This window comes from Streptomyces sp. 15-116A (assembly GCF_025290915.1).
Taxonomy (GTDB): Bacteria; Actinomycetota; Actinomycetes; order Streptomycetales; family Streptomycetaceae; genus Streptomyces.
This window is the reverse complement of sequence record NZ_JAOCQE010000011.1, coordinates 16,235-41,273: the sequence shown is the minus strand read 5'-3', so window position 1 is coordinate 41,273 and position 25,039 is coordinate 16,235. Positions and strand designations below refer to the sequence as shown.

General features: G+C 70.3%; 25 protein-coding genes and 1 pseudogene. 17 read left to right on the top strand and 9 right to left on the bottom strand.

Annotation, left to right across the window (positions count from 1 at the left end; all coding sequences use genetic code 11):
- Positions 1-272: 272 nt before the first annotated feature.
- Positions 273-473, bottom strand: a complete 201-nt coding sequence (locus N4P33_RS03985; RefSeq protein WP_260824753.1) for a DUF5988 family protein — start codon at positions 471-473, stop codon at positions 273-275.
- Positions 474-492: 19 nt separating this feature from the next.
- On the bottom strand, positions 493-1,512 hold the full coding sequence (locus N4P33_RS03980) for a hypothetical protein (protein ID WP_260824752.1): 1,020 nt from the start codon (positions 1,510-1,512) through the stop codon (positions 493-495).
- A gap of 291 nt (positions 1,513-1,803) precedes the next feature.
- Here N4P33_RS03980 and N4P33_RS03975 point away from each other — a divergent pair, with 291 nt between their 5' ends.
- The 3 genes from N4P33_RS03975 (at position 1,804) to N4P33_RS03965 (ending at position 4,045) form a co-directional block, all read left to right on the top strand.
- A complete protein-coding gene (locus N4P33_RS03975; RefSeq protein WP_399028443.1) occupies positions 1,804-2,154 on the top strand; it encodes a DUF6412 domain-containing protein in 351 nt (116 codons plus the stop codon).
- 137 nt (positions 2,155-2,291) lie between these two features.
- Positions 2,292-3,029 carry a YidC/Oxa1 family membrane protein insertase gene (locus N4P33_RS03970; RefSeq protein WP_260824751.1) on the top strand — a complete coding sequence of 246 codons (738 nt, stop codon included), beginning with the start codon at positions 2,292-2,294 and terminating at the stop codon, positions 3,027-3,029.
- Between the two features lie 158 nt (positions 3,030-3,187).
- Entirely contained in the window at positions 3,188-4,045 is an 858-nt protein-coding gene (locus N4P33_RS03965) for a fumarylacetoacetate hydrolase family protein (protein ID WP_260824750.1), read from the top strand.
- A 187-nt stretch (positions 4,046-4,232) separates the two neighbouring features.
- Here N4P33_RS03965 and N4P33_RS03960 read toward each other — a convergent pair whose 3' ends face one another.
- Complete coding sequence (locus N4P33_RS03960) at positions 4,233-5,216, bottom strand: YafY family protein (protein WP_260824749.1); 984 nt, start codon at positions 5,214-5,216, stop codon at positions 4,233-4,235.
- 91 nt (positions 5,217-5,307) lie between these two features.
- Here N4P33_RS03960 and N4P33_RS03955 point away from each other — a divergent pair, with 91 nt between their 5' ends.
- From N4P33_RS03955 to N4P33_RS03925, 7 genes are all read left to right on the top strand, one after another.
- Positions 5,308-5,709 carry a RidA family protein gene (locus tag N4P33_RS03955; protein WP_260824748.1) on the top strand — a complete coding sequence of 134 codons (402 nt, stop codon included), beginning with the start codon at positions 5,308-5,310 and terminating at the stop codon, positions 5,707-5,709.
- Positions 5,710-5,851: 142 nt separating this feature from the next.
- Positions 5,852-6,493 carry a hypothetical protein gene (locus N4P33_RS03950; RefSeq protein WP_260824747.1) on the top strand — a complete coding sequence of 214 codons (642 nt, stop codon included), beginning with the start codon at positions 5,852-5,854 and terminating at the stop codon, positions 6,491-6,493.
- A gap of 17 nt (positions 6,494-6,510) precedes the next feature.
- Positions 6,511-7,566: a hypothetical protein gene (locus tag N4P33_RS03945; protein WP_399028437.1), complete on the top strand. Its 1,056-nt coding sequence runs from the start codon at positions 6,511-6,513 to the stop codon at positions 7,564-7,566.
- 116 nt (positions 7,567-7,682) lie between these two features.
- Positions 7,683-7,994, top strand: coding sequence for a hypothetical protein (locus N4P33_RS03940; RefSeq protein WP_260824746.1), 312 nt, complete (start codon positions 7,683-7,685; stop codon positions 7,992-7,994).
- A 7-nt stretch (positions 7,995-8,001) separates the two neighbouring features.
- Positions 8,002-12,402: a polymorphic toxin type 30 domain-containing protein gene (locus N4P33_RS03935; RefSeq protein ID WP_260824745.1), complete on the top strand. Its 4,401-nt coding sequence runs from the start codon at positions 8,002-8,004 to the stop codon at positions 12,400-12,402.
- A 20-nt stretch (positions 12,403-12,422) separates the two neighbouring features.
- A complete protein-coding gene (locus tag N4P33_RS03930; RefSeq protein ID WP_260824744.1) occupies positions 12,423-12,743 on the top strand; it encodes a hypothetical protein in 321 nt (106 codons plus the stop codon).
- A gap of 188 nt (positions 12,744-12,931) precedes the next feature.
- Positions 12,932-13,249 (top strand): hypothetical protein, encoded by a 318-nt coding sequence (locus N4P33_RS03925; RefSeq protein WP_260824743.1) that lies wholly within the window; start codon positions 12,932-12,934, stop codon positions 13,247-13,249.
- Between the two features lie 159 nt (positions 13,250-13,408).
- Here the strand turns inward: N4P33_RS03925 and N4P33_RS03920 are convergent, their stop codons facing one another.
- Positions 13,409-14,308, bottom strand: a complete 900-nt coding sequence (locus N4P33_RS03920) for an LLM class F420-dependent oxidoreductase (protein WP_260824742.1) — start codon at positions 14,306-14,308, stop codon at positions 13,409-13,411.
- A gap of 280 nt (positions 14,309-14,588) precedes the next feature.
- Here N4P33_RS03920 and N4P33_RS03915 point away from each other — a divergent pair, with 280 nt between their 5' ends.
- Positions 14,589-15,311: a trypsin-like serine protease gene (locus N4P33_RS03915; RefSeq protein ID WP_260824741.1), complete on the top strand. Its 723-nt coding sequence runs from the start codon at positions 14,589-14,591 to the stop codon at positions 15,309-15,311.
- A 54-nt stretch (positions 15,312-15,365) separates the two neighbouring features.
- Here the strand turns inward: N4P33_RS03915 and N4P33_RS03910 are convergent, their stop codons facing one another.
- Positions 15,366-15,872: a heme-degrading domain-containing protein gene (locus N4P33_RS03910; protein WP_260824740.1), complete on the bottom strand. Its 507-nt coding sequence runs from the start codon at positions 15,870-15,872 to the stop codon at positions 15,366-15,368.
- Entirely contained in the window at positions 15,869-16,963 is a 1,095-nt protein-coding gene (locus tag N4P33_RS03905; protein ID WP_260824739.1) for a Gfo/Idh/MocA family oxidoreductase, read from the bottom strand. The genes N4P33_RS03910 and N4P33_RS03905 overlap by 4 nt, the downstream gene beginning before the upstream one ends.
- Before the next feature lie 48 nt (positions 16,964-17,011).
- Here N4P33_RS03905 and N4P33_RS03900 point away from each other — a divergent pair, with 48 nt between their 5' ends.
- Entirely contained in the window at positions 17,012-18,088 is a 1,077-nt protein-coding gene (locus N4P33_RS03900; RefSeq protein ID WP_399028429.1) for an ROK family protein, read from the top strand.
- On the opposite strand, the pseudogene N4P33_RS03895 reads toward N4P33_RS03900, so the two are convergent.
- Positions 18,078-18,383, bottom strand: a pseudogene (locus N4P33_RS03895) (MFS transporter); the annotation flags it as partial. The gene N4P33_RS03900 and the pseudogene N4P33_RS03895 sit on opposite strands and share 11 nt — an antisense overlap.
- A 101-nt stretch (positions 18,384-18,484) precedes the next feature.
- Here N4P33_RS03895 and N4P33_RS03890 point away from each other — a divergent pair.
- Positions 18,485-19,984, top strand: a complete 1,500-nt coding sequence (locus N4P33_RS03890; RefSeq protein WP_260824738.1) for an MFS transporter — start codon at positions 18,485-18,487, stop codon at positions 19,982-19,984.
- 222 nt (positions 19,985-20,206) lie between these two features.
- Positions 20,207-20,857, top strand: a complete 651-nt coding sequence (locus tag N4P33_RS03885; protein ID WP_260824737.1) for a class I SAM-dependent methyltransferase — start codon at positions 20,207-20,209, stop codon at positions 20,855-20,857.
- Positions 20,858-20,866: 9 nt separating this feature from the next.
- Here N4P33_RS03885 and N4P33_RS03880 read toward each other — a convergent pair whose 3' ends face one another.
- Positions 20,867-21,340 (bottom strand): hypothetical protein, encoded by a 474-nt coding sequence (locus N4P33_RS03880; RefSeq protein ID WP_260824736.1) that lies wholly within the window; start codon positions 21,338-21,340, stop codon positions 20,867-20,869.
- Positions 21,341-21,495: 155 nt separating this feature from the next.
- Between N4P33_RS03880 and N4P33_RS03875 the strand changes: the two genes are divergently transcribed.
- The 3 genes from N4P33_RS03875 (at position 21,496) to N4P33_RS03865 (ending at position 24,587) form a co-directional block, all read left to right on the top strand.
- Positions 21,496-22,473: an N-acetylmuramoyl-L-alanine amidase gene (locus N4P33_RS03875; RefSeq protein WP_260824735.1), complete on the top strand. Its 978-nt coding sequence runs from the start codon at positions 21,496-21,498 to the stop codon at positions 22,471-22,473.
- Between the two features lie 159 nt (positions 22,474-22,632).
- Positions 22,633-23,469 carry a DUF5336 domain-containing protein gene (locus N4P33_RS03870; RefSeq protein ID WP_260824734.1) on the top strand — a complete coding sequence of 279 codons (837 nt, stop codon included), beginning with the start codon at positions 22,633-22,635 and terminating at the stop codon, positions 23,467-23,469.
- Between the two features lie 107 nt (positions 23,470-23,576).
- Complete coding sequence (locus N4P33_RS03865; protein WP_260824733.1) at positions 23,577-24,587, top strand: LLM class F420-dependent oxidoreductase; 1,011 nt, start codon at positions 23,577-23,579, stop codon at positions 24,585-24,587.
- A 21-nt stretch (positions 24,588-24,608) separates the two neighbouring features.
- Here the strand turns inward: N4P33_RS03865 and N4P33_RS03860 are convergent, their stop codons facing one another.
- Positions 24,609-24,734: a hypothetical protein gene (locus N4P33_RS03860; protein ID WP_260824732.1), complete on the bottom strand. Its 126-nt coding sequence runs from the start codon at positions 24,732-24,734 to the stop codon at positions 24,609-24,611.
- Positions 24,735-25,039: the final 305 nt, after the last annotated feature.

Sequence of the window (25,039 nt, the reverse complement as noted above, 5' to 3'; positions counted from 1 at the left end):
TTGCGCTGTCCGGCGATCGGCTCAACGGTGTTCGCCAAGGCTGTTGGGCCGCCCGCTTCTTTGCAGTGTCGTGGTGCGGCGGCTCACGGCCGGGGGTAGGGGTGCGCTGGCGCTGGGGGCTGTCTCCCTGGGGTGCGGACGCCCCGGCCGCCGAGGCGGTGGAGGGGCGGGGTTGGGACGTCGCGCAGGATGCTGGAGGGCCAGGGCTGTCGGATGTCAGGTAGGGGAGGGCGACGGCCCTGTCGGGGTGGTTCCGTGGTGGTTCGACGGGGTTACTCCGCGACCTCGGTCCGTTCCCACCACTGGTAGACGGTTGCTTCTCCGTCCTGGGTTTTTTCGTGGCGCGTTGTGACCTTGTAGTGCTCGTAGCCGCCTCGGTGGGGGATCTTGAGTTCTTGGCCGGGTGGGGTGATCGGGACGACGTTGCCTGCGAGGTCGTCCGGCCCGCCGTCCAGGATGGCTTTGGTGGTCATACGTCCAGTTTGCCCCGGGTCAGGGCGCGGTGCCGCCGTGGCAGGTCTCGTACGGGGTCGTCGAGCCGCACCAGCAGGGGGCGCCCGGGTCCGGGGGCCAGGCGACCGCTCGGCCTCGGGCCGCCAGGGTCGTCGCGTACTGGGGGAGGAGGGTCGCGTCCGCGGGGGAGGTTCCCTCGGCGGCCGCGAAGGCCTCGTAGGACGGGACCGTGCCGGTGACGATGCCCAGGTTGCCGGTGCCCGAGGCGGCCAGTTCGCGGAGGGCGGACTCTATCCTCGCCAGGTGCTCCTCGTGGGAGGGGTACTCCTCCAAGAGGGCCGGGTACGCCGTGAGGAGCTCCGTCAGCTCAGAGGCCGGCCAGTGGAGCATCGCCACCGGGAACGGGCGGGAGAGGGCCTCGCGGTAGGCGCCCAGCTCCGCGCGCAGGCGGATGAGCTCCGCCTCCAGTTCCGCCGGGTTCTCCGAGCCCAGGGACCACACGCGGTTCGGGTCGTGGAGTTCGTCCAGGGTGATCGGGAGGGTGTGGACGGAGTCCGCGAGGGCGTCCCACTCGTCGTGGGCGGCGCCCAGCATCCTGCGGACGCGGTGGCGGCCGAACAGGAGCGGGTGCGTAGGCTTCGGGGGCTTCGGGTTGTCGGTCACCAGGAGGCGTACCGCCTCCGTGAACGTCTCGTGGGCCTGCTCCAGCTCGTCGTGGGACTCCAGCGACTCCGCGACGATCACCCAGGGCGCCGGGTCGCGGGGGGACGCCGCGCGGAGGCCGTCGATGATCGCCCGGGCCTCCGCCTCGTGGCCGTACTCCCAGAGGTTGGAGGCCTTCAGGGCGCGGACCAGGTGCGGGTTGTCCAGGGGGGTGCCGGAGGCGAGCAGGCGGTCGTAGAGGGCCGTGGCGGCGGGGCGGTCGCCGGAGAGTTCGCGGTGGGCGGCGGCCCGTAGCAGCAGGGACTCGGCGTCCTCGGGGTAGAGCTCGGCGGTCCGCTCCAGGCGTGCCGCTTCGGCGGTGTGGTCGACGTTTTCGGCAGGCGTGTCGGGGCGCATGGGGGACACCGTACTGCCGACGGGGAGAGGGCGTGAGAGGGCGGCTGGTCAGGGGTGGTGGGGTGCGGCCGGTTCCCTTGCGTCGGGGCGGTCGGGGCGGCGCGGGGCGTCCGCTGGCAGGCGGATCTTCGAGGGCCTGGGGGCTGAGGGCTGAGGGCTGAGGGCCGGGGGCTGGGGCCGCGGGCCGGGTGCCGGGCTGGGGCGTCTTCCGGGCGTCGGGGCGTGGGAACCGTTCCGGCGGGTCCGGCGTTTCAAGAGGTGACGGGGAACAGCAGGAGGGGAGGGGTGCGCGTGGAGCGTGGTCGGGTTGCCGCCGAGCGGGCTCGCCGTCTCGCCGTGCTTCTTCCGTTCGTGCAGGTCCTGCTTCCGCTCGTGCAGATTCTCGCGCTGTGCCTGCTGGATGCCGGTGGCTTCTCCGTGAGTGTGGCGCTGGCCGCCACGACCGCTGCCGGGGCCGCGCTGCTGACCTGTGCTCTGGTCGCCGCGCGCTGCGCGCCGGTCGTCGCGCCTCAGCGGGTGCGTACGGCGATACGTGAGCGAGACCGGCGTACCGCCTTCCTGCCGCAGCGTGATCCCGACGCCAAGGGCCGAATACGGCCCAGAGCGCCCGGGCTCGTCGCTTCGGCGACCGTCGTCGCGTAGGGCACGCGTCCTCTTCCACTGGGTCCGGGGGCGTGTCCTCGGGCGGGTCGTCATGCCGTGAATCTCCGTACCGGGACCGATGGCGGTCCGGTACTTCGGCGCGACGAGGCCCCGGAGGGCTCATCTTCATGTCTGTCATGTCTGGTTTTGCTGGTGTCGTCGAGGGGCTGGCGGATGCCCTTCAGCCGGTGGTCGGCGGGTCCGCCGCGGCTGCCGCGATCGTTCTGTTCACCGCGTTCGTACGGCTGCTGGTGCTCCCGCTGTCGTTGGCGGCGGCGCGGGGGCAGAAGGCCAAGGCTGCGCTCCAGCCGAAGATCGCCGAGTTGCGGAAGAGGTACGGGCGGAATCCCGAGAAGCTGCAGCGGGCGGTGCTGGAGCTGCACGCGCGGGAGAAGGTCTCGCCGCTGTCCGGGTGCCTGCCCAGCCTGTGCCAGCTCCCGGCGTTCTTTCTCCTGTACTACCTGTTCTCGAGCGAGACGATCGGCGGGCGGGGGAACGAGCTGCTGGGGCACGAGCTGTTCGGGGCGCCGCTGGGTGGGCGCTGGCTCGATGCGCTGAGCGGCGCTGGTGGTGGCGGCGTGTTCGGGCAGGCCGGGGTCGTGTACCTGGGGGTGTTCGCCGTGGTCGCGGCCGTCGCGTACGGCAGCTATCGGCTGACGCGGCGGATGATGGCCGCCGGTGGGGTGTCCGGGATGCCGGCCGCGGCTGGTGGGGACGTGGAGCAGGTGCCGGGGATGGCCGCCGTGAGCAAGGCGATGCCGTTCATGTCCTTCTTCACGCTGATCACCGTGGCGGTGGTACCGCTGGCCGCCGCGCTGTACGTGGTGACCAGCACGACGTGGAGTCTCGTGGAGCGGGCTGTTCTGTACCGGTGAGGTAGGGGCTGGGGCGGGCGTCCGGTCCAGTACGTGAACGGGGTATTGCGGAGTGGACCTCGCTCTTGGAGGATCAGCCAAGTCCTCCGATGTGCTGCGTCTCGCCGCACCGGTCGCAGCGCATCGGACGGACGCCCGCGATCGAGGGAGACGTGTTCATGAAGCTGCTGCGAGTCGGTACGGCGGGACAGGAGCGTCCCGCTCTGCTCGACGCCGAGGGAGTCCTGCGGGACCTCTCGGGTCTCGTCGCGGACATCGACGGGGCGCTGCTCGCGGACGAGGCGGCGCTCGGCCGGATCCGGGCCGCCGCCGACAGCGGTGAGCTGCTCGCGCTGGACGAGACGGGGCTGCGGATCGGACCGCCGGTGGCGCGGATCGGCAAGATCGTGTGCATCGGGCTGAACTACTTCGATCACGCGAAAGAGACGGGCGCCGAGCCGCCCGCCGAGCCGGTGATCTTCTTCAAGGCACCGGACACGGTCGTCGGGCCGCAGGACACGGTGCTGGTGCCGCGCAGGTCGGTCAAGACCGACTGGGAGGTCGAGCTGGCGGTCGTGATCGGGCGTACGGCGCGGTATCTGGAGTCGGCGGAGGAGGGGCTCGCGCATGTCGCCGGGTACGCCGTGTCGCACGACGTGTCCGAGCGGGAGTTCCAGATCGAGCGCGGCGGAACCTGGGACAAGGGCAAGAACTGCGAGACGTTCAACCCGCTGGGGCCGTGGCTGGTGACGGCGGACGAGGTCGCCGACCCGCAGAATCTGTCGCTGCGGCTGTGGGTCAACGGGGAGCTGAAGCAGGACGGGACGACGGCGGAGCAGATCTTCCCGGTGGGGGAAGTGGTGCGCTACGTCAGCCAGTTCATGACCTTGTACCCCGGGGATGTCATCAACACGGGGACGCCGGCGGGCGTCGCGATGGGGCAGCCGGAGCCCAAGCCGTTCCTGCGGGCCGGGGACGTGGTGGAGCTGGAGGTGGAGGGGCTGGGGCGGCAGCGGCAGGAGCTGAAGTCGGCGTGAGGGGTGCAGGTTGGGTGCTGCCGGGGAGCGTGTGATGCCGGGGCCGTGTGATGGTGCGGTCTGCGGATCTGCGGGTCTGCGATCTGCGGTCTGCGTGACGCCGGGGGCCGTGTGATGCTGCGGTCTGGGTGTCACCGGGGCCGTGTGAATCTGCGGTCTGCGTGATGGTGCGGGTCTGCGTGATGCGTCAGTCCGCGTAGTGGGCTGCCAGCGCGGCGGCGCGGTCGCGCAGCGAGGTACGCAGGGACTGCGGGGCGATGGCTTCCGCGTCCGTGCCGAGCTGCCACAGTGCCCATTCGGCGTGCCGTGCGTCCTGGAAGGTCAGCTCCAGGCGCAGCCGGCCGTCCGCATCGGGTTCTTCGTCGGGTTGCTCGGCGCGGACGGCCAGCGCGGTGTTCAGCAACTCCTCCCGCCGTGCCGGGTTCACCCGCACCAGCACGGTGAGGTGGTCGCCGGAGGAGAGGAACTCCGCGGACCGTTCCCGCCAGATGCGGTCCAGGTCGACACGGTCGGGGCGCTCGGCCGGTTCGGGGAGTTCCTCGGCGGCCTGCATGCGCGAGAGGCGGTAGGTGCGGTCCGCCCCTGCTCTCGTGGCGAGCAGGTAGGGGCGGTCGCGTACGGTGACGAGGCCGATCGGGTCCACGGTGCGCCAGCGCGGGGCCTGCCCGGTGGCGGCGTAACGGATGCGCAGCTTATGCCCGGCGAGCACCGCGCGCCGTACCTCGGCCATGACGGAGGCGGACACCTCCTCGGTGACGAGCCGACGTGAGAGCAGGTCCGTCTCCGGCTCGACGAGGAAGCGCTGGGCCGCGTCGCTCGCGGTGGCACGGTGGGTTGCGGGCAGCGCGTCGACGACCTTCCGCATGGCCGAGGCGAGCGCCGAGCCGAGGCCGAACACCTGCTCACCGCGCCCTGATCCGGCGGCGGTCAGCAGGGCAAGGGTCTCGTCATGATTGAGCCCGGTCAGTTCGGTCCGGAAGCCGGGCGACAGGGCGAAACCGCCGTGCCGTCCGCGTTCGGCGTAGACCGGGACGCCGGCCGCGGACAGCGCCTCGATGTCGCGCAGCACGGTGCGGGTGGACACCTCCAACTCGCGGGCCAGGGTGGCCGCGGTCAGCTGCCCGCGCTGACGCAACAGCAGCACGAGGGAGACCAGACGGTCGGCACGCATCCGAAAACTCTATCGAGATACGTGACCGAGGGTGTCATGTTTTCTTGCGAGGCTCGTCAGCACAACTCCCCATGACGCGAATGGAGCTGACGTGGCAGTAGAACGAACGGCGGTCAACCCGTGGCCGTGGTCGACGGAACTGGGCTTCAACCAGGGCGAGGTCGTCTCCGGCCACACCCGGACCCTGTACATCTCGGGACAGACGGCGATGAGCGAGGACGGCAAGCCCCAGCACGACGGCGACATGGAGGCACAGCTGGCGCTGAGCCTCGCCAACCTTGAGGCGGTGCTGGATGAGGCCGGTATGTCCCTGGCGAACCTGGTCCGCCTCAACGTCTACACGACCGACGTGGATCTGCTCTTCCAGCACTACGACGTACTGGCGGCCCGCTTGGGAGCGGCGGGGGCGGCCCCGACCAGCACGATGCTGGGGGTGACGCGCCTGGCCGTCCCGACGCTGATGGTGGAACTCGAGGGCACGGCAGCGGCATGAACCGCGGGGCGGGCCCGAACCATACCTTATGCCGGGGTTTGTGCCCGCCCCCATCGGAGCCGAGTACCGAGCGATGAAATCATGATCCTCACAAGTGCCGTCAGGTGCTTAGCAACAGCCCTCGCCCCACCGGGAGCCAGCAGTGCAACGCCGTACCCTTCCCCCTGCCGCCGCGCTCATCGCATCGGCGGTCCTCCTGCTCACCGCCTGCGGTCCGGGAGGGGGAGACGACTCCTCCCCGGACGGGATCAAGGGCGCGGACACGGGAGCGAGCAGCAGCCCGTCGGCGTCCGCTTCGGCGGCGTCGGGTGTCAAACGCCCGACGATCAAGTTGCCCGCGAGTTTCCAGGTGAGCTTCGAAGGCTGGACCAACAGCGACCCGAGGTTGCAGGCCGTCATGGACGACGGCAGGGAGCGCCTGCTGGGCACCTACGCCGGTGTCACCGATCAGAACCCGAACGCGGACTACATCGCCTTCTACAACGAAGGCACGGCCCTGACCACGGCGCAGAAATGGGTCAAGGGACTGGTTGACGAGGACCTGACCCTTGTCGGCAAGGGCCGGGCCTTCGACCCGCAGGTACGTATCAGCCCGGATGGCTCAGGCACGCTTTTCTACTGCGTGGACGAGGGCAAGGGCTCCACCAAGAACCTCAAGACGGGCGAGGTGACGAAGACGCCGGCCGATGACGCGTTCGTGCTCTACCAGACCAAGTTGCGCAAGGAGGACGGCGGGGTCTGGAAGACGACGACGGTCACGACGAGGCGGGGCGGCTGCCGGTGAAGCGTCGCGTCTGTGCCGTGAGCCTGACTGCTGCGGCTGTGGTGGCTGCTGCGCTGATCACGCCGTCCACGGCGTTCGCGTACGGCGAGGACCAGGGCGAGGCGGCAGGGCCGCCCGGCGGCTCGGGCACCGAAGCTGCGGGCTCGGCCAGTGGCAAGGATCTGATGGCGAGCGTCTCCCAGTCCCGGATCACCATCAAGCACTCCGACGGAGGTACTGCCCAGGCGTCGACAGGGGAGCTGGCGTCCGTGGATCCCAACTGGGAACCACCGGCGTGCTGGTACGAGCCGGTCATGACGCCGGAGCAACTCAAGGCCGGTGTGGAGCGGTTGAAGAAGACGGGGGGACTGGGCGCGGTCAACGCTCACCTCTTCTGGAACAGCGACCTGTTCGTGGATCAGTACGAGAAGGCCAAGGCCGAGGACGGCTACAAGAACTACAACCTCGGCAAGGACGGCATGTTCTGGCGCAGTGTCGTCCGGCCCGGCCACGAAGAGGACATCAGGGCGTGGGACTGCGATCGCGTCATGTTCTGGCAGAACGCCGGCACGATCCCCGACGATCCCAACGCCCCCACCCCTGACGTCCTCGCCGCCTACGCGTACGACAAGATCCGTGTACCTGATACCGAGATCGAGCTGAAGCCGGCGGCCAGATCGACCGTGAACCTGCCCACGTGGGTGTGGCTGGACAAGGGCACCTTCAAGGAGGTCACGGTCCGCGCGGAGCTGCCGAACACGGGACTGTGGGCGGAGACCACCGCCAAGCCCGTCGCCCTGCACCTCGATCCGGGCACGGACGACGCCGAGACCTACCCTGCCTCCGGTGACTGCACGATCAACGACGACGGCTCGATCGGCACCCCGTACACCAAGGGTGACGCCGACAAGACCCCGCCGTGCGGCATCCGCTACCTCCGCGCCAGCGAGGGCAAGCCGTACCAGTTGAAGGCGTCGATCACCTGGCAGATCTCCTGGGAGGGCACGGACGGCGCGACGGGCGATCTCCCGCACGGGACCTTCGAGACCACGCAGGACATGAACGTCCAGGAGATCCAGTCCGTCAACCGTTGAAGAGCCGGAGCGCTCTTTACGTTTCCATGAACCACGCATTGCCCGCTCTGGAACCGGCCCGCCTAGGGTCCCTTGGGTTGGCATGTGCACAGAGTGAAGTACGGGGGTAGGGCATCGTGTCGGACTTGCGGAAGGAAGCGGCGTCGCTGCACAAGGCGGCCTCGGGGCTGCGGAAGGTGGGGCAGCACACGGCGAAGCCGTTGCAGGAGTTCAAGGCCGCCTCGCACGACCTGTCCGCGCTCGGCGCCCTCGGGTCCCTCCTGGGCGCGAAGGGTGAGATCGAGGAGGGCATGACCACCCTGGCGAAGCTCACCAAGGAGCTGGACGAGGAGTGGGAGGCGGAGGCGAAGCTGATCGGTGAGGTGTCCGATGCCTTCGACCTGCTGGACCTCCTGCTGACGGCGCAGGCGCGCGGCAAGAAGGGCTGAGCCGGGCGTGGTCGACCTCAACCCCCTGCACTACATCAACAAGTTCAACCACATGATGGGCGACAACATCGCCCAGGGTCTGGAGTTTCTGGGCATATCCGATCCGGCGGTGGACCCGGACGGGATACGGGAGATCGCCAAGAAGTGGCGGCATCTGGCCACCGGTCTGGACGAGGCGGCGGAGGCGGCGGGCAAGGCGCTGGCGGGGGTGGAGTGGGAGGGCAAGGCCGCCAAAGCGTTCCACAAGCGCTCCAAGACGGCCCGTAAGCAGGCCACCGAGATGGCGGACGGGCTGCGCGAGGGCGCCAAGGCGCTGGACGACTTCGCCGACACCGCGCACGAGCTGCTCACCGAGATCGGCGTGCTGCTGGTGGAGATCGCCGAGTTCGAGATCGCCGGCCTGGCCCTGTCCGTGCTCACCGGCGGTGCCTCCGCGGTGGTGTCGTCGCTCATGGCCGGGCAGCGGGCGGCGAAGGTCGTGGCGCTGGTGGCGCGGATCGAGAAGGAGGGCACGACCCTCGCCAAGGCGATCCGTACCGTCATGGAGACCATCCGGGCGGTCGAGCGGGCGCTGAAGGCGCTGAAGGAGATCCGCGGAGTGGCCGCCGCGGCCAGGATGGCAAAGACGGGCGCGCAGTTCGCGGCGTTCGACACGCTGCTGCGGGACCCGGCCGCGTTCAAGGACCCGGACAAGCTGGCCGGCCTGCTCACCGAAGGCGCCCTGCTGGGCGTGGGCTTCGGTGTGCTCGGCAAGGCCCTGGGCAAGGGACTCAAGGCACTCAAACCGGCCGAGTTGGCGAAGCTCAGCAAGGGCCTGAAGCTGAACTGCGCCACCTTTGAGCGCCTCTCGATGCGACCCGGCTTCAATAAGCTGCCTGCGTCGATCCGCAACGCGATCAAGACGTTCGTGCGGGACCCCATCGACGTGGCCACCGGCGACATGGCCCTGCCTCGCGCGGACGTCGAACTCCCCGGCATCCTGCCGCTGGTCCTGGAGCGCACTCACATCTCCTCCTATCGCTGGGGCGGATGGTTCGGCCCGTCCTGGGCGTCGACCCTGGATCAGCGCGTGCAGGCGGACGACGAGGGCTTGGTGTACGCGGCCGCGGACGGCGCCCGCATCTGTTTCCCGCTCCCAGACCCGGAGACCAATGACCCCGTCCGTCCGGAAACCCCCGGCTCCCGCCTGGCCCTGTCCTGGGACGACGAGACCGACGGTGCCATCCGCATCAGCGACCCTGACACCGGCCTGACCCGTGTCTTCCACAGCCCGGTCACGGCAGCCGACGACACGGCGGTCGATCTGCCACTGCAGCACATCCAGGACCGCAACGGCAACCGCATCACCATCGCCTACGCCGACGGCGGCGACATCCCCACTGCGGTGGTCCATTCAGGCGGCTACCACCTCGTCCTCGACCGCCACCCGTCCCTGCCCCGCATCACAGGCCTGCGTCTCGTCGACCCCGATGCCCCGGATGCCCCCGGCATCACCCTTGTCACCTTCGGCTATGACGAGGACGGCCACCTGACTGAGGAGATCAACTCCTCGGGCCTGCGGCTGCGGTACACGTATGACTTTGATGGGCGCATCACCTCGTGGACCGACCGCAACGGCACCACGTATGCCTACACCTATGACGAACGCGGCCGGGTGATCCGCACCGAGGGCAGCGACGGCTTCCTGACCGGCACCCTCGTATACGACGACTCAACCCGCACGACCACGGTCACCGACTCTCTGGGACACGTCACACGCTACGAGCACAACGAGGCGCTCCGCCTCATCCGTCTCACCGACGCCAGGGGGCAGGTGACCCTCCAGGAGTGGGACGACGAGCACAGGCTGACCGCAGTCACCGACCCCCTCGGCCACACGACTCGGTACATCTACGGCTTTACCGGGCAGGTGACAGCCGTCCTCCGACCTGACGGCCAGCGGACCATCGCCGAGTACAACGAACTGGATCTTCCCACCGCGGTGACTGCTCCCGGCGGCGCCGTATGGCGCCTGGAATACGACGAGCGCGGAAACCGCACCGCCGTGACGGACCCATCCGGTGCAACCACTCGCGTGACATACAACCGGGCAGGCCATGCCACGTCCATCGTGGATGCGGTCGGCAACACCACTGTGTTCAGGTGCGACGCGGTTGGCCGGCCGGTGGCCGTCACGGATCCCCTCGGCGCAGTCACGGCGTATGAATGGGACCCCTTCGGCCGCGCGACCTCGATCACTGACCCGTCGGGAGCCACGACACGCCTGGAGTGGACGACCGAGGGCAAGCTGGCCCGGTCCGTCGCCCCGGACGGAGCCATCGAGTCGTGGACCTACGACGGCGAGGGCAATTGCACCAGCCACACCGATGCGATGGGTGCGGTCTCCCGCTTCGAGTACACGCACTTCGACCTGATGTCGGCACGCACGGGCCCGGACGGCAGCCGATTCGAATTCGTACACGACACCGAGATGCGTCTCGCGCAGGTTTCAAACCCGCAAGGAATGACGTGGACGTACCAGTTCGACCCGGTCGGCAACCTGGTCGCTGAGACGGACTTCGACGGCCGCACCGTCACGTACGAGTACGACGCGGCGGGCTTGCTGAAGTGCCGCACCAACGCCATCGGCCAGCAGATCACGTTCGAGCGGAATGAACTGGGCCAGGTGGTGCGAAAGGAGGCTGCCGGGCAGATCACCACGTTCACGTACGACCCGACGGGCCAGTTGGCGCAGGCCACAGGGCCGGAAACGGCGCTGTGGCTCCTCCGTGACGGCATGGGCCGACTCCGCGAGGAGACAGTCAATGGCCGGTCGGTGACGTACACATACGACGAGCTCGGCCGCCGCACTGGTCGCAGCACGCCCAGCGGTGCGACCAGCACTTGGACGTATGACGCAGCTGGCAACCATGTCCAACTGATAGCCTCCGGCCGCAGCATCACTTTTTCTCACGACCTGGCAGGCCGAGAACTGGCGCGGCACGTCGGTGAGGCCCTTGGAATGGCCCACTCGTATGACTCCCAGGGGCGGCTGACTACCCAGGCGGTCAGCACTGCGAGTGGCCGTCTGATCAAGCAGCGGACGTACGCCTACCGCCCCGACGGCAATTTGGTGGGGATCGAGGACGCCCTTTCCGGTCAGCATCGCTTCAACCTCGATGCGGCAGGCCGAGTCACGGCGGTCCATGCCCCCAACTGGACGGAGAAGTACGCCTACGACGCGACAGGCAACCAGACCTTCGCGTCATGGCCGGCAACCCACCCAGGCCAGGATGCGATCGGTGAGCGCACGTACGAAGGCACCCGTGTCACCCGCGCCGGCAGGGTCCGTTACGAGTACGACGCGCTGGGCCGCATCGTCCTGCGACAGAAGACCCGCCTGTCCCGCAAGCCGGACACCTGGCGCTACGAGTGGGACGCCGAGGATCGCCTCATCCAGGTGACGACTCCGGACGGTACTCGTTGGCGCTACACCTATGACCCGCTGGGTCGCCGCACAGCCAAGCTCCGGCTGGGCGACGACGGCGAAGCAGTGGTCGAACGCGTGGACTTCACGTGGGACGGCACGACGCTCTGCGAGCAGACCACGACGTCACCGGACCTGCCGAACCCGGTCACCCTCACCTGGGACCACCGGGGCCTGCACCCCATCGCTCAGACAGAACGCATCACGGCGGCGACGGCACCGCAGGACGAGATCGACTCCCGCTTCTTTGCCATCATCACCGACCTGGTCGGCACGCCCAGCGAGCTCGTCGACGAGCATGGCCACCTGGCCTGGCGAGCCCGCAGCGCCCTGTGGGGTGCCACAGCGTGGCCCGAGAAGAGCACTGCTTACACCCCGTTGCGTTTTCCGGGCCAGTACTACGACCCAGAAACCGGCCTTCATTACAATTACTTCCGCCACTACGACCCCGAGACAGCCCGCTATGTGTCCGCGGACCCCCTCGGACTCGAGCCCGCGCCCAATCCCTCCACGTACGTTCACAACCCGCATACGTGGACCGATCCTCTCGGACTCAGCCCCTACCCACCCCGTATCAAGGGCGGAGGCTGGGACCTGAGGGGACGCGACCCTCTCAGCATCATCCCTGACAACGCCGAGATGCGTGTACTCAAGCCGCACCCCAACGGCGGATCCCAGAAGGGCGTTGAATACAAGTGGACGGATCCTGAAACAGGGAACACGGTCCGACTCCGAGTCCACGACAAGGACGGAACCGCCCCAGTGGGTTCGAACGCTGCCAGCGGTGATGTGTACCGAATATCCGTCGGCGGTAAATATCAAGACGAAGCGGGGAACCTGCATCACCGAAATGTCCATAATCCGAACAGTCCACACTATAATCCGGATGCCGCCAATGACACGCATATTCCATGGCCGATCTCCTTCGTGCTTCCTTATTAGCTCTGAGCAGGTGAAGTCTCATGGGTGCTTCTGAGTTCCTGGATCTGATTCGTAACATCACGAATACCGAGGCGCGCGTACGCGAGCGTGCTGCGGATGAAGTGACTGACTGGCTGAGCTCTTACTCTGCGGCCGAAGCTGCCGCTCTCGCCACGATCCTGGCAGCGACAGCGGCGTCCGAGAAGGACCATGCGGCGTTGGAAGCTCAGCTACACGCGATATCGGAGCTCACGTCAACAGGAAATGTTCGCGTGACGCATATCTCACACCTTCGAGAGATCGATCTTCTGGGATTGTCGACCGAGGCTCGCGAGTACGTTGTTGATTTGCTCGAGGGCTGAGGTGGCCATCAGAGCCACACTGCGCGACGCTACTCCACCCTGGGCGGGTCGAGCAGGTCCGGGGAGTTCCCCTCGGTTCCGACCTGCGTCGGACTGTTTGTGCGACGTCGATTTCCAGTCGATCACGCACGGTAGGCAGAGGGACGCCTTGAAGTCAGCTGACTCCGCGACGACGAAATCGGGCCGCCATGGACCCGGCTGGGAACACCTCTCCCAGCTCAATTTACGGGGGTGGCGTCTTCAGCGAGACCATCTGGCTACTGGACCCCGAATGTCCCGACGGCGAGTACAACCTCATCGGCCAGGCCACGGAACGCGCGGCAGTCCTCGGCGAGGTGTGGAAGGGCGAAGCCAAACCGGTGGAACTCCAGGAGTCCGGCGCGCAAGTCCTGCCCTGGGCCTATGTCGAGGACAGTGGCATGTACCTCTACTGGCTGCGGCGGCCTGGACAAACGCCGAATGAGTGGACGGTCATCCTCAACGAGGGCCGAGGTCCGGTGCGATGAGCTTCGATGGCTCGCGTATGTCTCCGGTGCCGACGAAGTCAGCGGCCCGACCCTTGTGACGGCCAGCGACTGGGGCGCTGCAGTCGCGCCCTGAATCGAGCGGGGGCTGGAGTCCCTTGGCGGCGTCGACGGTACCTCGGGTCGTCGAGATGCCTCGCCTCAGGTGAGCAGAGCGGCCAGGCGGCGCCAGCCCTCGCGGGGGAGGGTGTCGCGGGATGCGTCGGTGAGGAGTTGCAGGGCTACGTGGTCGGCGCCTGCTGACAGGTAGGTGTCGATCCGGGTGCGGATGCCGGCTTCGTCGCCCCAGGCGAACACCGCGTCGATCAGGCGGTCGCTGCCGCCGTTGGTCAGGTCGTCCTCCGTGAAGCCCAGGCGGAGGAAGTTGTTGGTGTAGTTGGGGAGAGACAGGTACATGGCCAGGGTGGTCCGGGCCAGGGTGCGGGCGCTGGTGGGGTCGGGGTCGAGGATGACCTTCAGTTCGGGGGCCAGGAGAGGGCGGTCGCCCAGGATGCCGCGCGCCTGGGCCGTGTGTTCCGGGGTGACCAGGTACGGGATGGCGCCGGCCGTGCGGTCGCCCGAGAGTTTCAGGGTCTTCGGGCCCAGGGCGGCGAGGAGCCTGCGGTCGGCCGGGACGCCGGCCTCGTCCAAGGCGTCGAGGTAGGCGACCAGGGACGAGTACGGGCGGCGGTACTGCTCCGCCAGCTTGGCGTGGCTGACGCCCAGGCCCAGCAGGAAGCGGCCGGGGTGGGTGGCCTCCAGCTCGGCGAAGCTCGCGGCGGCGGCCTTCGCCTCGTACTGCCAGATGCTCTGGATGCTCGTGCCGACGGTGAGCGTCGACGTCGCCTCGATCAGCGGCGCCGCGTGGTGGGCGGCGCTGCTGCCGCCCAGCCAGACCGCGCCGAAGCCGAGGTCCTCCAATTCGGCCGCTGCGTCGGTGAGTTCGCCGCGCCGGGAGGGGTCCTCCGAGCGCAGGGCCGCACTCCAGATGCCGTAGCGGCCGATCGTCTGCTTCAGGGGGGTGGGCTGCGGTGCGGGGGCGGAGTGGTGGTCGTCGCTCATCGGGGTCGGTCCCTTCGGCGCCGGTGGGGCGTGATCACGCTTGTCGTCAGCGTCAACCGTGCCGGGTGCGCCGATCATCCCGGCTTCCGAGGGGCCGGGTATAACACCGCGTTATCGCCAAGTGTTAGTACCCCGCCCGCATGTTCCTCCGGGATTCTGTGGCATGGCTGTGGCGAACTGCCGTTTCACGGGCGGAAGTTCGCGGCTGCCGACGCGGCCTCCGGGTCGCCGACCCCCACACGCGCACGTCCCTGTGGCGTGCCATCCGAATCGAGGAACCTTGCGTATATCAAGGCTCGTTCCCGCTCTCCTCGCGGCGGTCGTCTCCGTTTTCGCGCTGCTCGTCCCGGTCGCAAGCGCGGCCGAGGCGCCGGTGCCGCCCAGCACCAAGGGGCCGCAGCCCATCATCGGTGGTGGGTATGCCAGCAGCGGTCCCTGGGCCGCGCGGCTGTTCTCCAACGGCAGAGAGACCTGTTCCGCCACGATCATCGCCCCGACCTGGATCCTCACCGCCAGGCACTGTGTCAGCGGCGGCGGGCTGTCGTTCCGGATCGGCAGCCTGGACCAGCACAGCGGTGGCACCGTGGCCAACGGCGTGCAGACGTACACGCACAGCTCGGACCTCGCGCTCGTCCGCCTCGACCGGTCCGTGTCCGCGACCTACGCGCGGCTCGGGCAGCCGGGGTCCGTGCGGGTCGGGCAGAGCGTGCAGGTGTACGGCTGGGGCGCCACCTCCCGGTGCGGCTCTGAGATCAACTGCCAGTCCCGGTATCTGAAGGTCGCCAACGTCACTGTCACCGGTGGGTGCAGTGACGCCTACGGCGGCTCCGCGATCTGCGCCCGCCGCGGGGACGGCATCACCGCCGGCGGCGACTCCGGTGGGCCGATGATGGCGGGCGGGATCCAGGTCGGCGTCGCGTCCACCAGTGACCGGCAGACCACGACCGCCTACACGAACGTGACGGCGTACCGGTCCTGGATTCAGTCCATCGCGGGCGTCTGAGTCCGACAGCAGGCCCCTCACCCGCGGTGAGGGGCCCCGTCGTATCCGCGCAGCTCAGCGCTCCGCCAGGAAGTGCTCCAGTGCCTCCACCACGAAGCGGTGGTCCTGGAGTTGCGGCAGGCCCGAGACCGTGACCGCGCCGATGACGCCCACGCCCTCCACCGTGATCGGGAACGAACCGCCGTGCGCCGCGTACGTGTCGGGGTCGAGGCGGGAGGACTCCTCGAACGTCGTGCCCTTGGCGCGGTGGCGGGCGCCGACCAGGTAGGACGCGGAGCCGTAGCGCTCGACGACCCGGCGCTTGCGGGCGATCCACGCGTCGTTGTCGGGCGTGGAGCCCGGCAGGGCGGCGTGGAAGAGCTGCTGGCCCGCGCGGTGGATGTCGATGGCGACCGGCGCCTGGCGCTCGCGGGCCATCTCCACCAGGAGGGAGCCGAGGGCCCAGGCGTCGTCGTAGGTGAACTGCCGGAAGACCAGGCGGCGTTCCTGCGCCTCCAGCTCCTCCACGCTCGGCGTCAGCTCCGGGTGGAACTTCGGCGTCAGCTCCGGGTTGTGCGTCACAGCGTCACCGTCACCTTCTCGAGGGCCGAACGGCGGGCCGCCTCCAGTACGTCCAGGGCGGCGGCCGCCTCCAGCGCGGTCACCGGGTTGGGGCCGCCGGCCGCCAGGGCCTTCGCCACAGCCGCATAGTAGGCGGGGTAGTCGCCGGGGAGCGTCGGTTCGGGGCGTCCGCCGCCGGTCACCGGGGACTCCCCGGCGCCGACGCGGCCCCACAGCTCCTCCGGCTCGGCGCCCCACTGGCCCCCACCGCCGGGGCGCAGGCCGTCGCGCAGGGCGGCCTCCTGCGGGTCGAGGCCGTACTTGACGTAGCCCGCCTTCGAGCCCAGGACGCGGAAGCGCGGGCCGAGTTGGGCGGTGGTCGCGGAGACGTAGAGGTGGGAGCGGACGCCGCTCTCGTGGGTCAGCGCGATGAAGGTGTCGTCGTCGGTCGCGGCGCCCTCGCGGCGGATGTCCGCCTCGGCGTAGACGGCGGTCACCGGGCCGAAGAGGACCAGCGCCTGGTCGACGACATGGCTGCCGAGGTCGTAGAGCAGGCCGCCGATCTCGGTCGGGTCGCCGGACTCCCGCCAGCCGCCCTTGAGCTGCGGGCGCCAGCGTTCGAAGCGGGACTCGAAGCGGTAGACGTCGCCGAGCTCGCCGTCGGCGATCAGCTTGCGGAGGGTGAGGAAGTCGTTGTCCCAGCGGCGGTTCTGGAAGACCGAGAGGAGCAGGCCGCGCTCGTCGGCGAGCGCCGCCAGCTCGCGGGCTTCGGCGGCTGTGCCTGCGAGGGGCTTGTCTACGACGACCGGCAGACCGGCCTTCAGCGCGGCGGTGGCGAGCGGGACGTGCGTCTTGTTCGGCGAGGCGATGACGATCAGGTCCAGCTCGTCGTCGGCGCGTGCGAACAGCTCGTCGGGGGTGGCGGCGATGCGGACGTCCGGGTACTCGGAGCGGGCCTGCTGCTGCCGCTCCGGGTTCGAGGTGACCACCGTGTCGAGGGCGAGGCCCTCGGTGGCGGCGATCAGCGGGGCGTGGAAGACGGAGCCCGCGAGGCCGTAGCCGATGAGGCCGACGCGGAGAGGGGTGCCAGTGCCAGTGGTGGGGCCAGTCATGAGGTCCACTTTCGCAACGCTGTTGCCAAAGTGCAAGCGCGGGGGACAATGGGAGGTGTGAACAGGGCGAACGGTGGTGGCAGTGTGGGTGCGGGCCGGGCGGCCGGCGCGGGGGTCAATCTGCTCGCCCTGCGCAGTCACAACAGCGCACTCGTGCTCGATCTGCTGCGTGCGGCCGGGGCGGGCGGCATCAGCCGGCTTGAGATCGCCGAGCGGACCGGGCTCACCCCGCAGGCGGTCAGCAAGATCACCGCTCGGCTGCGGGAGGACGGACTCGCGGCGGAGGCGGGGCGCCGGGCGTCCACGGGCGGCAAGCCGCGCACCGTCCTGCGCCTGGTCCCCGAGGCGGGGCACGCGGTGGGCGTGCATCTGGACCGGGACGAACTGCGGGCGGTGCTCGTGGACCTGAACGGGACGGTGGTGGCGGAGCAGAGGGCTCCGCTGGATCTGGGGGCGGGCGCGGAGGCGGTGCTCGGGCGCGTGGCACGGGCGGTCGACGCAGTACGCCGGGAGGAACGGGCGGTCGACGCAGTACGCCGGGAGGACGGGGCGGCGGCCGAGGTCCGCTCCCTGCTCGGGGTCGGGGTCGCGCTGCCCGGGCCGCTGGATCACCGGCGGGGGGTGCTGCACCGGGTGACCGGGTTCCCCGAGTGGGACGGCTTTCCGTTGCGGGATGCGTTGGCGGGGCGGCTGGGGGTGGCGGTCGTCGTCGACAAGGACACGAATGCCGCGGCGTTGGGGTTGGCGGTCAAAGGGGCGGGGAGCGTCGGGGGTGCCGAGGGCGGCGGAGGCGCTAAGGGTGCTGGGGGCGTGGGGAGCGTCGAGGGCGGCGGAGGCGCTAAGGGTGCTGCGGGCGTGGAGGGTGTCGAGCGGCCTGAGGGCCGCGGTCCTGGTGACGGGGGTACCGAGGGCGATGAGCGTGGCTCGGGTCTCGGCCTTACCGAGACCGTCCAGGATGCCGCGAGTGCCGTCGGGGTCCGCGGGCGGGGCGGGTCCTTCGCCTATCTGCATCTCGGGACGGGGCTCGGCGCCGGGCTCGTGATCGACGGTGGCGTGCATCGGGGGGTACGGACCGGGGCGGGGGAGTTCGGGCATCAGGTGGTGCAGTTGGACGGGCCGCCGTGAACAGCCCGAGCCCGACGAGGAACATCCGCTTGCGCCCGTAGAGGTCCCCGGCCCGCCCGCCGAGCAGCATGAACCCGGCGAAGGCGATCGCGTACGCGTTGACCACCCACTGCAGGCCCTGCTCGTCCAGCCCGAGGGCGGTGCGTATCGACGGCAGGGCGACGTTGACCACGGAGATGTCGAGGACGACGAGGAACTGGCCGGCGCAGGCGAGGGTCACCACCAGCCAGGGGGGAGGCGTGCCGCGTCGGGAGGGCGAGGTGGTCGCGCCGGGAGCTTCGAGCATGAGCGCCATGCTCTCAATCGCCGCCCACCCCTCCGTCAAGGGATGGTCAAGAAATCGTTAGAGTCCCAAAGCAACGGAATAGTTGCCTGAGCAGACAGGTTCCCGGTGCCATGACCCGAACGACGACGGACTCCGCCGCCCCTCACGACGTACGCGCGGTGAGCGGTGCCGTGGTGCCGCTGCTGGCCTTCGCGGGGATCGTGGTCGCGGTGATGCAGACGCTGCTGGTGCCCGTCATCAAGGACCTGCCGCGCCTGCTGGACACCTCGCCCGCCGACGCCACCTGGGTCCTGACCTCGACCCTGCTGTCCGGGGCCGTCGCCACCCCGATCATGGGGCGGCTCGGCGACCTGTACGGCAAGCGGCGCATGCTGGTGACCAGCCTCGCGGTGATGGTGGTGGGCGCGCTGGTCAGCGCGTTCACCAGTGATCTGCTCCTGATGATCGCCGGCCGTACGCTCCAGGGCTTCGCGATGGGCGCGATCCCCCTCGGCATCGGCCTGATGCGGGACCTGCTGCCGCGCGAGCGGCTGGGCTCGGCGATGGGCCTGATGAGCTCCTCCATCGGCGTCGGCGGCGGCCTCGCCCTGCCCGCCGCCGCGCTGGTCGCCCAGCACGCCGACTGGCACGCCCTCTACTTCGGCGCCGCCGGTCTCGGCGTCCTCGCGGTCGCGCTGATCCTCCTCGTCGTCCCCGAGTCCCCGGAGCGGGCCAGGGGCACCTTCGACCTCCCGGGCGCGCTGGGACTGTCCGCCGGGCTGGTGCTGTTCCTGCTGCCGATCACCAAGGGCAGCGACTGGGGCTGGAGCTCCGCCACGACCCTGACCCTGTTCGGTGCGGCGGCGGTGGTCCTGCTCCTGTGGGGCCTGATGGAGCTGCGCGTGCCGGCCCCGCTCGTGGACCTGCGCACCACGGCCCGCCGCGAGGTGCTCCTCACCAACCTCGCGTCGATCATGGTCGGTGTCTCCTTCTTCGTCGTCTCCCTCGTCCTGCCCCAGCTGCTCCAGCTGCCCACCGCGACCGGCTACGGACTAGGCCAGTCGATGGTCGTCGCCGGTCTGTGCGTGGCACCGCTGGGCCTGACGATGATGTTCACGGCCCCTGTGTACGCCCGCCTCTCGGCCCGGTACGGCCCGAAGACCACCCTCATCCTCGGCCTGCTGATCATCGCGGCGGGCTACGGCGGCGGCCTCGGCCTGATGAGCGCCGCCTGGCAGACCGTGGTGACCTCGGTCGTCCTGGGCGCCGGGATCGGCCTCGCGTACTCCTCGCTGCCGGCGCTGATCATCGGCGCGGTCCCGGCGTCGGAGACGGGCGCGGCGAACGGGCTGAACACGCTGATGCGGTCCATCGGTACGTCGGTGTCGAGCGCCGTCATCGGCATGGTGCTGGCGGGGACGGCGAACACGATGGGAGGGGCGGAAGTGCCGTCCCTGCACGGCTTCCGCGTGTCCTTCCTGATCGCGACGGGAGCGGTGGCCGTGGGCCTGCTGCTCGCCCTGTTCCTGCCCGGCGGGCGCCCGGCGACCGGTGGGCAGCTGCGGGCGAGCAGCGAGGAGGAGGCGCACGTGGAGCGCGCGTCGCGGCCGGCCGGCAAGGTCTCGGCCTGACCCGGTCGCCGGGCGGGGCCCGCTGTAGGGCGCCACGGTCTCGGTACGACCCGGTCGCCGGGCGGGGGCCCGCTGTTGGGCGCCACGGTCTCGGTACGACCCGGTCGACGGGCGCGGCCGACCGCAATGCGGCAGGCCTCGGCCTACCCGGTCGCCGGGCGGGACCCGCCGTAGGGCAGCATGACCCCCGTGGACACCCGTACGACCTCGCAAGAGGGCCCCATGCCGACCGCACCCGCCCCTTCCGTCCTCACCGCGTTCGAGACGGCGAAGGGCTTCATGCCCGTGGACGAGGGCCTCGCGCTGTACGCGGCGGCGAGGGAGGCGGGCGGTCTGGGACTGCCGCTGCTGGAGGTCGGCACGTACTGCGGCCGCTCGACGATCCTGCTGGCCGACGCGGCCCGGGCGGCCGGTGTCACTGCGCTGACGGTGGACCATCACCGCGGCAGCGAGGAGCAGCAGCCCGGCTGGGACTATCACGACCCGGAGACGGTCGACCCCGAACTCGGCGTGATGGACACCCTCCCCACCTTCCGCCGCACGCTGCACAACGCGGGCCTGGAGGACCACGTGGTGGCCCTGATCGGCCGCTCCCCGCGGATCGCGTCCCTCTGGTCCTCCCCCCTGGCCCTGGTCTTCATCGACGGCGGCCACACCGACGAACACGCCACCGCCGACTACGAGGGCTGGGCCCCCCACGTCGCCGAAGGCGGCCTCCTGCTCATCCACGACGTCTTCCCCGACCCGGCGGACGAGTTCACCGGCCAGGCCCCCTACCGCATCTACCTCCGAGCCCTGGCCTCGGGCGCGTTCACGGACGTCTCGGCGACGAACTCCCTGCGGGTGCTGCGCCGGACGGGGCCGGGTATCTGACCGGCAGGCTCAGCCCGCTTTCTTCCAGGGCTCACACCCGCTGGTCTGGAACGCCTCGTCGCTCGCGGAGATCGTGACGGTCGTCGGTCCCTCGGTGTTGCCGTTGGCGATGATCTCGTCGAGTTCGCCCGAAGTCCCGCTGAGGCGTGCCCAGTAGCAGCTCGGGATGGCCGCGTCGTCCGGACCGCTGGTGCGGTACGTTCCCGGCTCGATGTCCTCGCCGACGACGAATGTACCGTCGCCGGGTATCTCGTCGGCGGATCCCCGGGAAGCCTCGGTCCGGTCGGGGGCGGCCTCCTCCTCCGAGGCGTCGGCCGTGCCGGAGCCGGCTTCGGGCGGAGACTCGGTGACGGTCTCCGTGACCGTGGCCGCTGCCGACGGTGAAGCACCGCCGTCCGGGTCGCTCGCGGCGCTCGAGCCGATGACACCGCCGATGACGAGTCCGAGGACGACGGCTGCCGTATGAGTGAGGACACTTCTCACCGAACGTCGCTTACGGGGCTCAGAGGGAGGTTGTGGTCCCCACGGCGGGAGCTGTTCCGGCCGCCCCCATGGGCCTGAGGCATCGTTGCCGTTCATGGATTCAGCGTGCGCCCGGGGAGCCGAACTCGCACGGCGGCAGCCGCTAGGGTGGCTGGGTGTCGTACACGGGCCCTGACTTCGATCCTCCCCCGCCTCGGCGTTCCCGGCGAGGGCCGTTGACCGTTGCGCTGGCCGCGCTGGTGCCGGGGGCGTTGCTCGGGTGGGCGGTGTATGCCGTGGTCGGCGGGGGGTCGGGGGGCGACGATCCGAAGGAGGGTGCGTCGGCCGGGGCGTCCGCGTCGGTGTCGTCGTCGTCTCGTGCGCCGTCCTCCGCGAAGGCCTCGCCCGAGCCCAGCGGCACCAAGCCCAGCGCGTCCGCCACCTCCGGGGCCCCCTCCGCCTCCGCGCCGCCCGCCTCCGGGCCCCTCAAGGGCAAGGTCGTGGTCATCGACCCCGGGCACAATCCGGGGAACTTCCGGCACACCGCCGAGATCAACCGCCAGGTGGACATCGGGACCAACCGCAAGGAGTGCGACACCACCGGCACGTCCACCAACGGCGGTTACACCGAGGCCGAGTTCACGCTCGACGTCGCCCACCGGATGCGGGCGCTGCTCGAGGCGCAGGGTGCCACCGTGAAGCTCACGCAGGACGCCGACCGGCCGTTCGGGCCGTGCGTCGACGAGCGGGCGCGGATCGGCAACAAGGCGAAGGCGGACGCCGTGGTGTCCCTCCACGCCGACGGTTCCGGGGCAGGCAATCGCGGATTTCATGTGATCCTGCCCGGCGCCGTGAACGCGGGTGCCGCCGACACCCGGGCCATCGTCGAACCCTCCCGCGACCTCGGCGAGCGCATCGCCGGGAATTTCGTCCGCGCCACCGGCAGCGCCCCCTCCAACTACGTCGGCGGCGGCACCGGTCTCGTCACGCGGAAGGACCTGGGCGGTCTCAATCTGTCAACGGTTCCCAAGGTGTTCATCGAGTGCGGCAACATGCGCGATAGCAAGGACGCGGCACAGCTGACCAGCGGTGCCTGGCGGCAGAAAGCGGCGCAAGGGATTTCCGACGGAATCGTGAGTTTTCTGCGCGGGTAGCAGTTCGGGGCACTGGTCCCGGCGGACAGCCTGATCGTGCGGACGATAGTGTCGTCCCCATGATGAGGGGCCACCCCCGCGCTTCGCACCCGGGCCCGAGGGCGACATGGTGACAGCGACGCCTCTACCGACGACGAGACGACCTACGAAGGACCTGAAGTGAATATCCGCTCCCTCACTCGAGGCGACGGCGTGGTGATCGGAGCAGCGGTGTTGCTGTTCATCGCGTCGTTCCTCGACATCTACTCGTTCGACGGCGTGGACGACGCCGACATCCCCAGCCTCTGGGGCAGCGGGCCGGTCGTGCTCGGTGTCGTCCTGGCGGGCATCATCGGCGCCGCGCTCATCGTGGTGGCCCGGGCGCTGCCGCAGCCCAAGAAGGTCGCGGGTCTGGACCTCGGTCAGTTCGGCATCGCGTTCACGGTCTTCGCCGCCTGGTGCGCGCTCGGCAACATCTTCGATCCGCTGGGCGGCTTCGACAACGACGGCAGCGGACTCGGCGACCGGATCGGCGCCGGCACCGGCCTCATCCTCGCCCTCATCGCCACCCTCGTGATGGCCGCCGCCGCCGTCGCCACCCCCCTGGTCCCCGCCCTCAAGGGCACCCTCCTCCCGGCCCCCCGCCCCGCCGGCCCGCAGCCGTACGGCGCCCAGCCGCCCGGTGGTTACGGCTACCCCGGTGCCCAGCAGGCGCCCTACGGTGGTCAGCCGCAGCCGGGGCAGCCGGGTCCCGCCGGGCAGCAGCCCTTCCCGGGCGGCCAGCCTCAGCAGGGGCAGCCGGCGCAGCAGCCCGCCGGTGACTTCTCGCCGTTCTGGTTCGCCGTGCCGGTGCCCCGGCCGCTGTTCCCGGAGGACGGCTCGCCGACGCCGATCGCCGAACTCGCCCCCGGTACCTGGTACCTGGCGGTCGAGCAGCGCGGCCAGGCGCTCGTCGCCCAGACGCAGGACGGCCGTCGCGGCGTGCTCCAGGACACCTCGGGCATCCAGCGCGGCTGATCTGAACCGTCGTGGCGTTCACGGCCCCTCGTCCTTCCGGGCGGGGGGCCGTTGCCGTACAGTCGACGCGCCCACCGTCGCTGACGCACCGTCAGGAGGCAGGCCTCATGCGGCTCGGTCTCGCGCTCGGCTACTGGGGCCGCGGCCCCTCCCCCGGCCATCTGCCGCTCGCCCAGGAGGCGGAGCGGCTCGGATACGACTCGGTGTGGACGGCGGAGTCCTGGGGCTCGGACGCGTTCACCCCGCTCACCTGGATCGCCGCGCACACCTCACGCATCCGGCTCGGCACGGCGGTCGCCCAGATGGCCGCGCGTCCGCCGACCACCACCGCGATGCACGCCCTCACCCTCGACCATCTCTCCGGCGGCCGCGTGATGCTGGGCCTCGGCCTGTCCGGGCCGCAGGTCGTCGAGGGCTGGTACGGCCGTCCGTTCCCGGCGTCCCCGCTGACCGCGACCCGCGAGTACGTCGAGGTCGTACGGCAGGTGCTGCGCCGCGAGGCGCCCGTCGAACTCGCCGGCCGCTTCCACGCCCACCCGTACCGCGGCCCGGACGCGACCGGCCTCGGCAAACCCCTCAGGCCGATCACCCACCCGCTGCGCCCCGGCCTGCCGATCCTGCTCGGCGCGGAGGGCCCGAGGAACGTCGAGCAGACGACCCGTATCGCCGACGGCTGGCTCCCGCTGTACTGGTCCCCCACCCGCCCCCAGGCGTACGGCCCCGCCCTCGACGCCCTCCCCGAGGGCTTCACGGTCGCCGCCATGGCCCAGGTGCGGGTCTGCGACGACGTCACCGAGGGCCTGCTCCCGGTGAAGGCCATGCTCGGCTTCTACATCGGCGGCATGGGCCACGCGGCCCGCAACTTCCACGCCGGCCTCATGGCCCGCATGGGGTACGAGGAGGAGGCCCGCCGGGTGCAGGAGCTGTTCCTGTCCGGGCGCCGGGAGGAGGCGGTACGGGCCGTGCCGGACGCCTTCGCCGACGAGATCTCCCTGGTCGGCCCGCGGGAACGCATCGCCGAGCGGCTGGAGTTGTGGCGCGCGGGCCCGGTCACGGACCTGCTCGCCCTCTCCCCGGACCCGGTGACCCTGCGCGTCCTGGCGGAACTCAACTCCTAGCCGGTGGGAGGGCGGGGCGCGTCAGACGTCCCCGCGGGGCTCCAGCACGACCACCGCCGTCTCGGACGGCCTCAGTTTCGCGAAGGCGTCGAGGTTCGTGTCGATCTCACGCCAGCGGGCCCACAGCCGTGACCGCTCCTCGCCCACCGCGGCGCGCCCCCGAACCGGCCTGGGTCCGTCGACCGAGTCGACGACCGCGTCCGGGTGGGCCTAGGCCTCGTCAAATCCCCGTCTGCCTGGCGACGCCATGCACGCTCCCCCACTGCCTTAAGGGCGTGGGAGGTGCCCCCACTCGCCGCACCGGGCGCCGACCACGTACAACCAGTACGCCGGTCGACGCCCGGCACGCCGAGAGCACGCTCCCCCACCCTCGAACCGCGCTTCGCACGGCTCGGGCGGGAGGTGCCCCCACGCCGCCGCCAGGCCCGCCCTCCGGGCGGACGACGGGGATT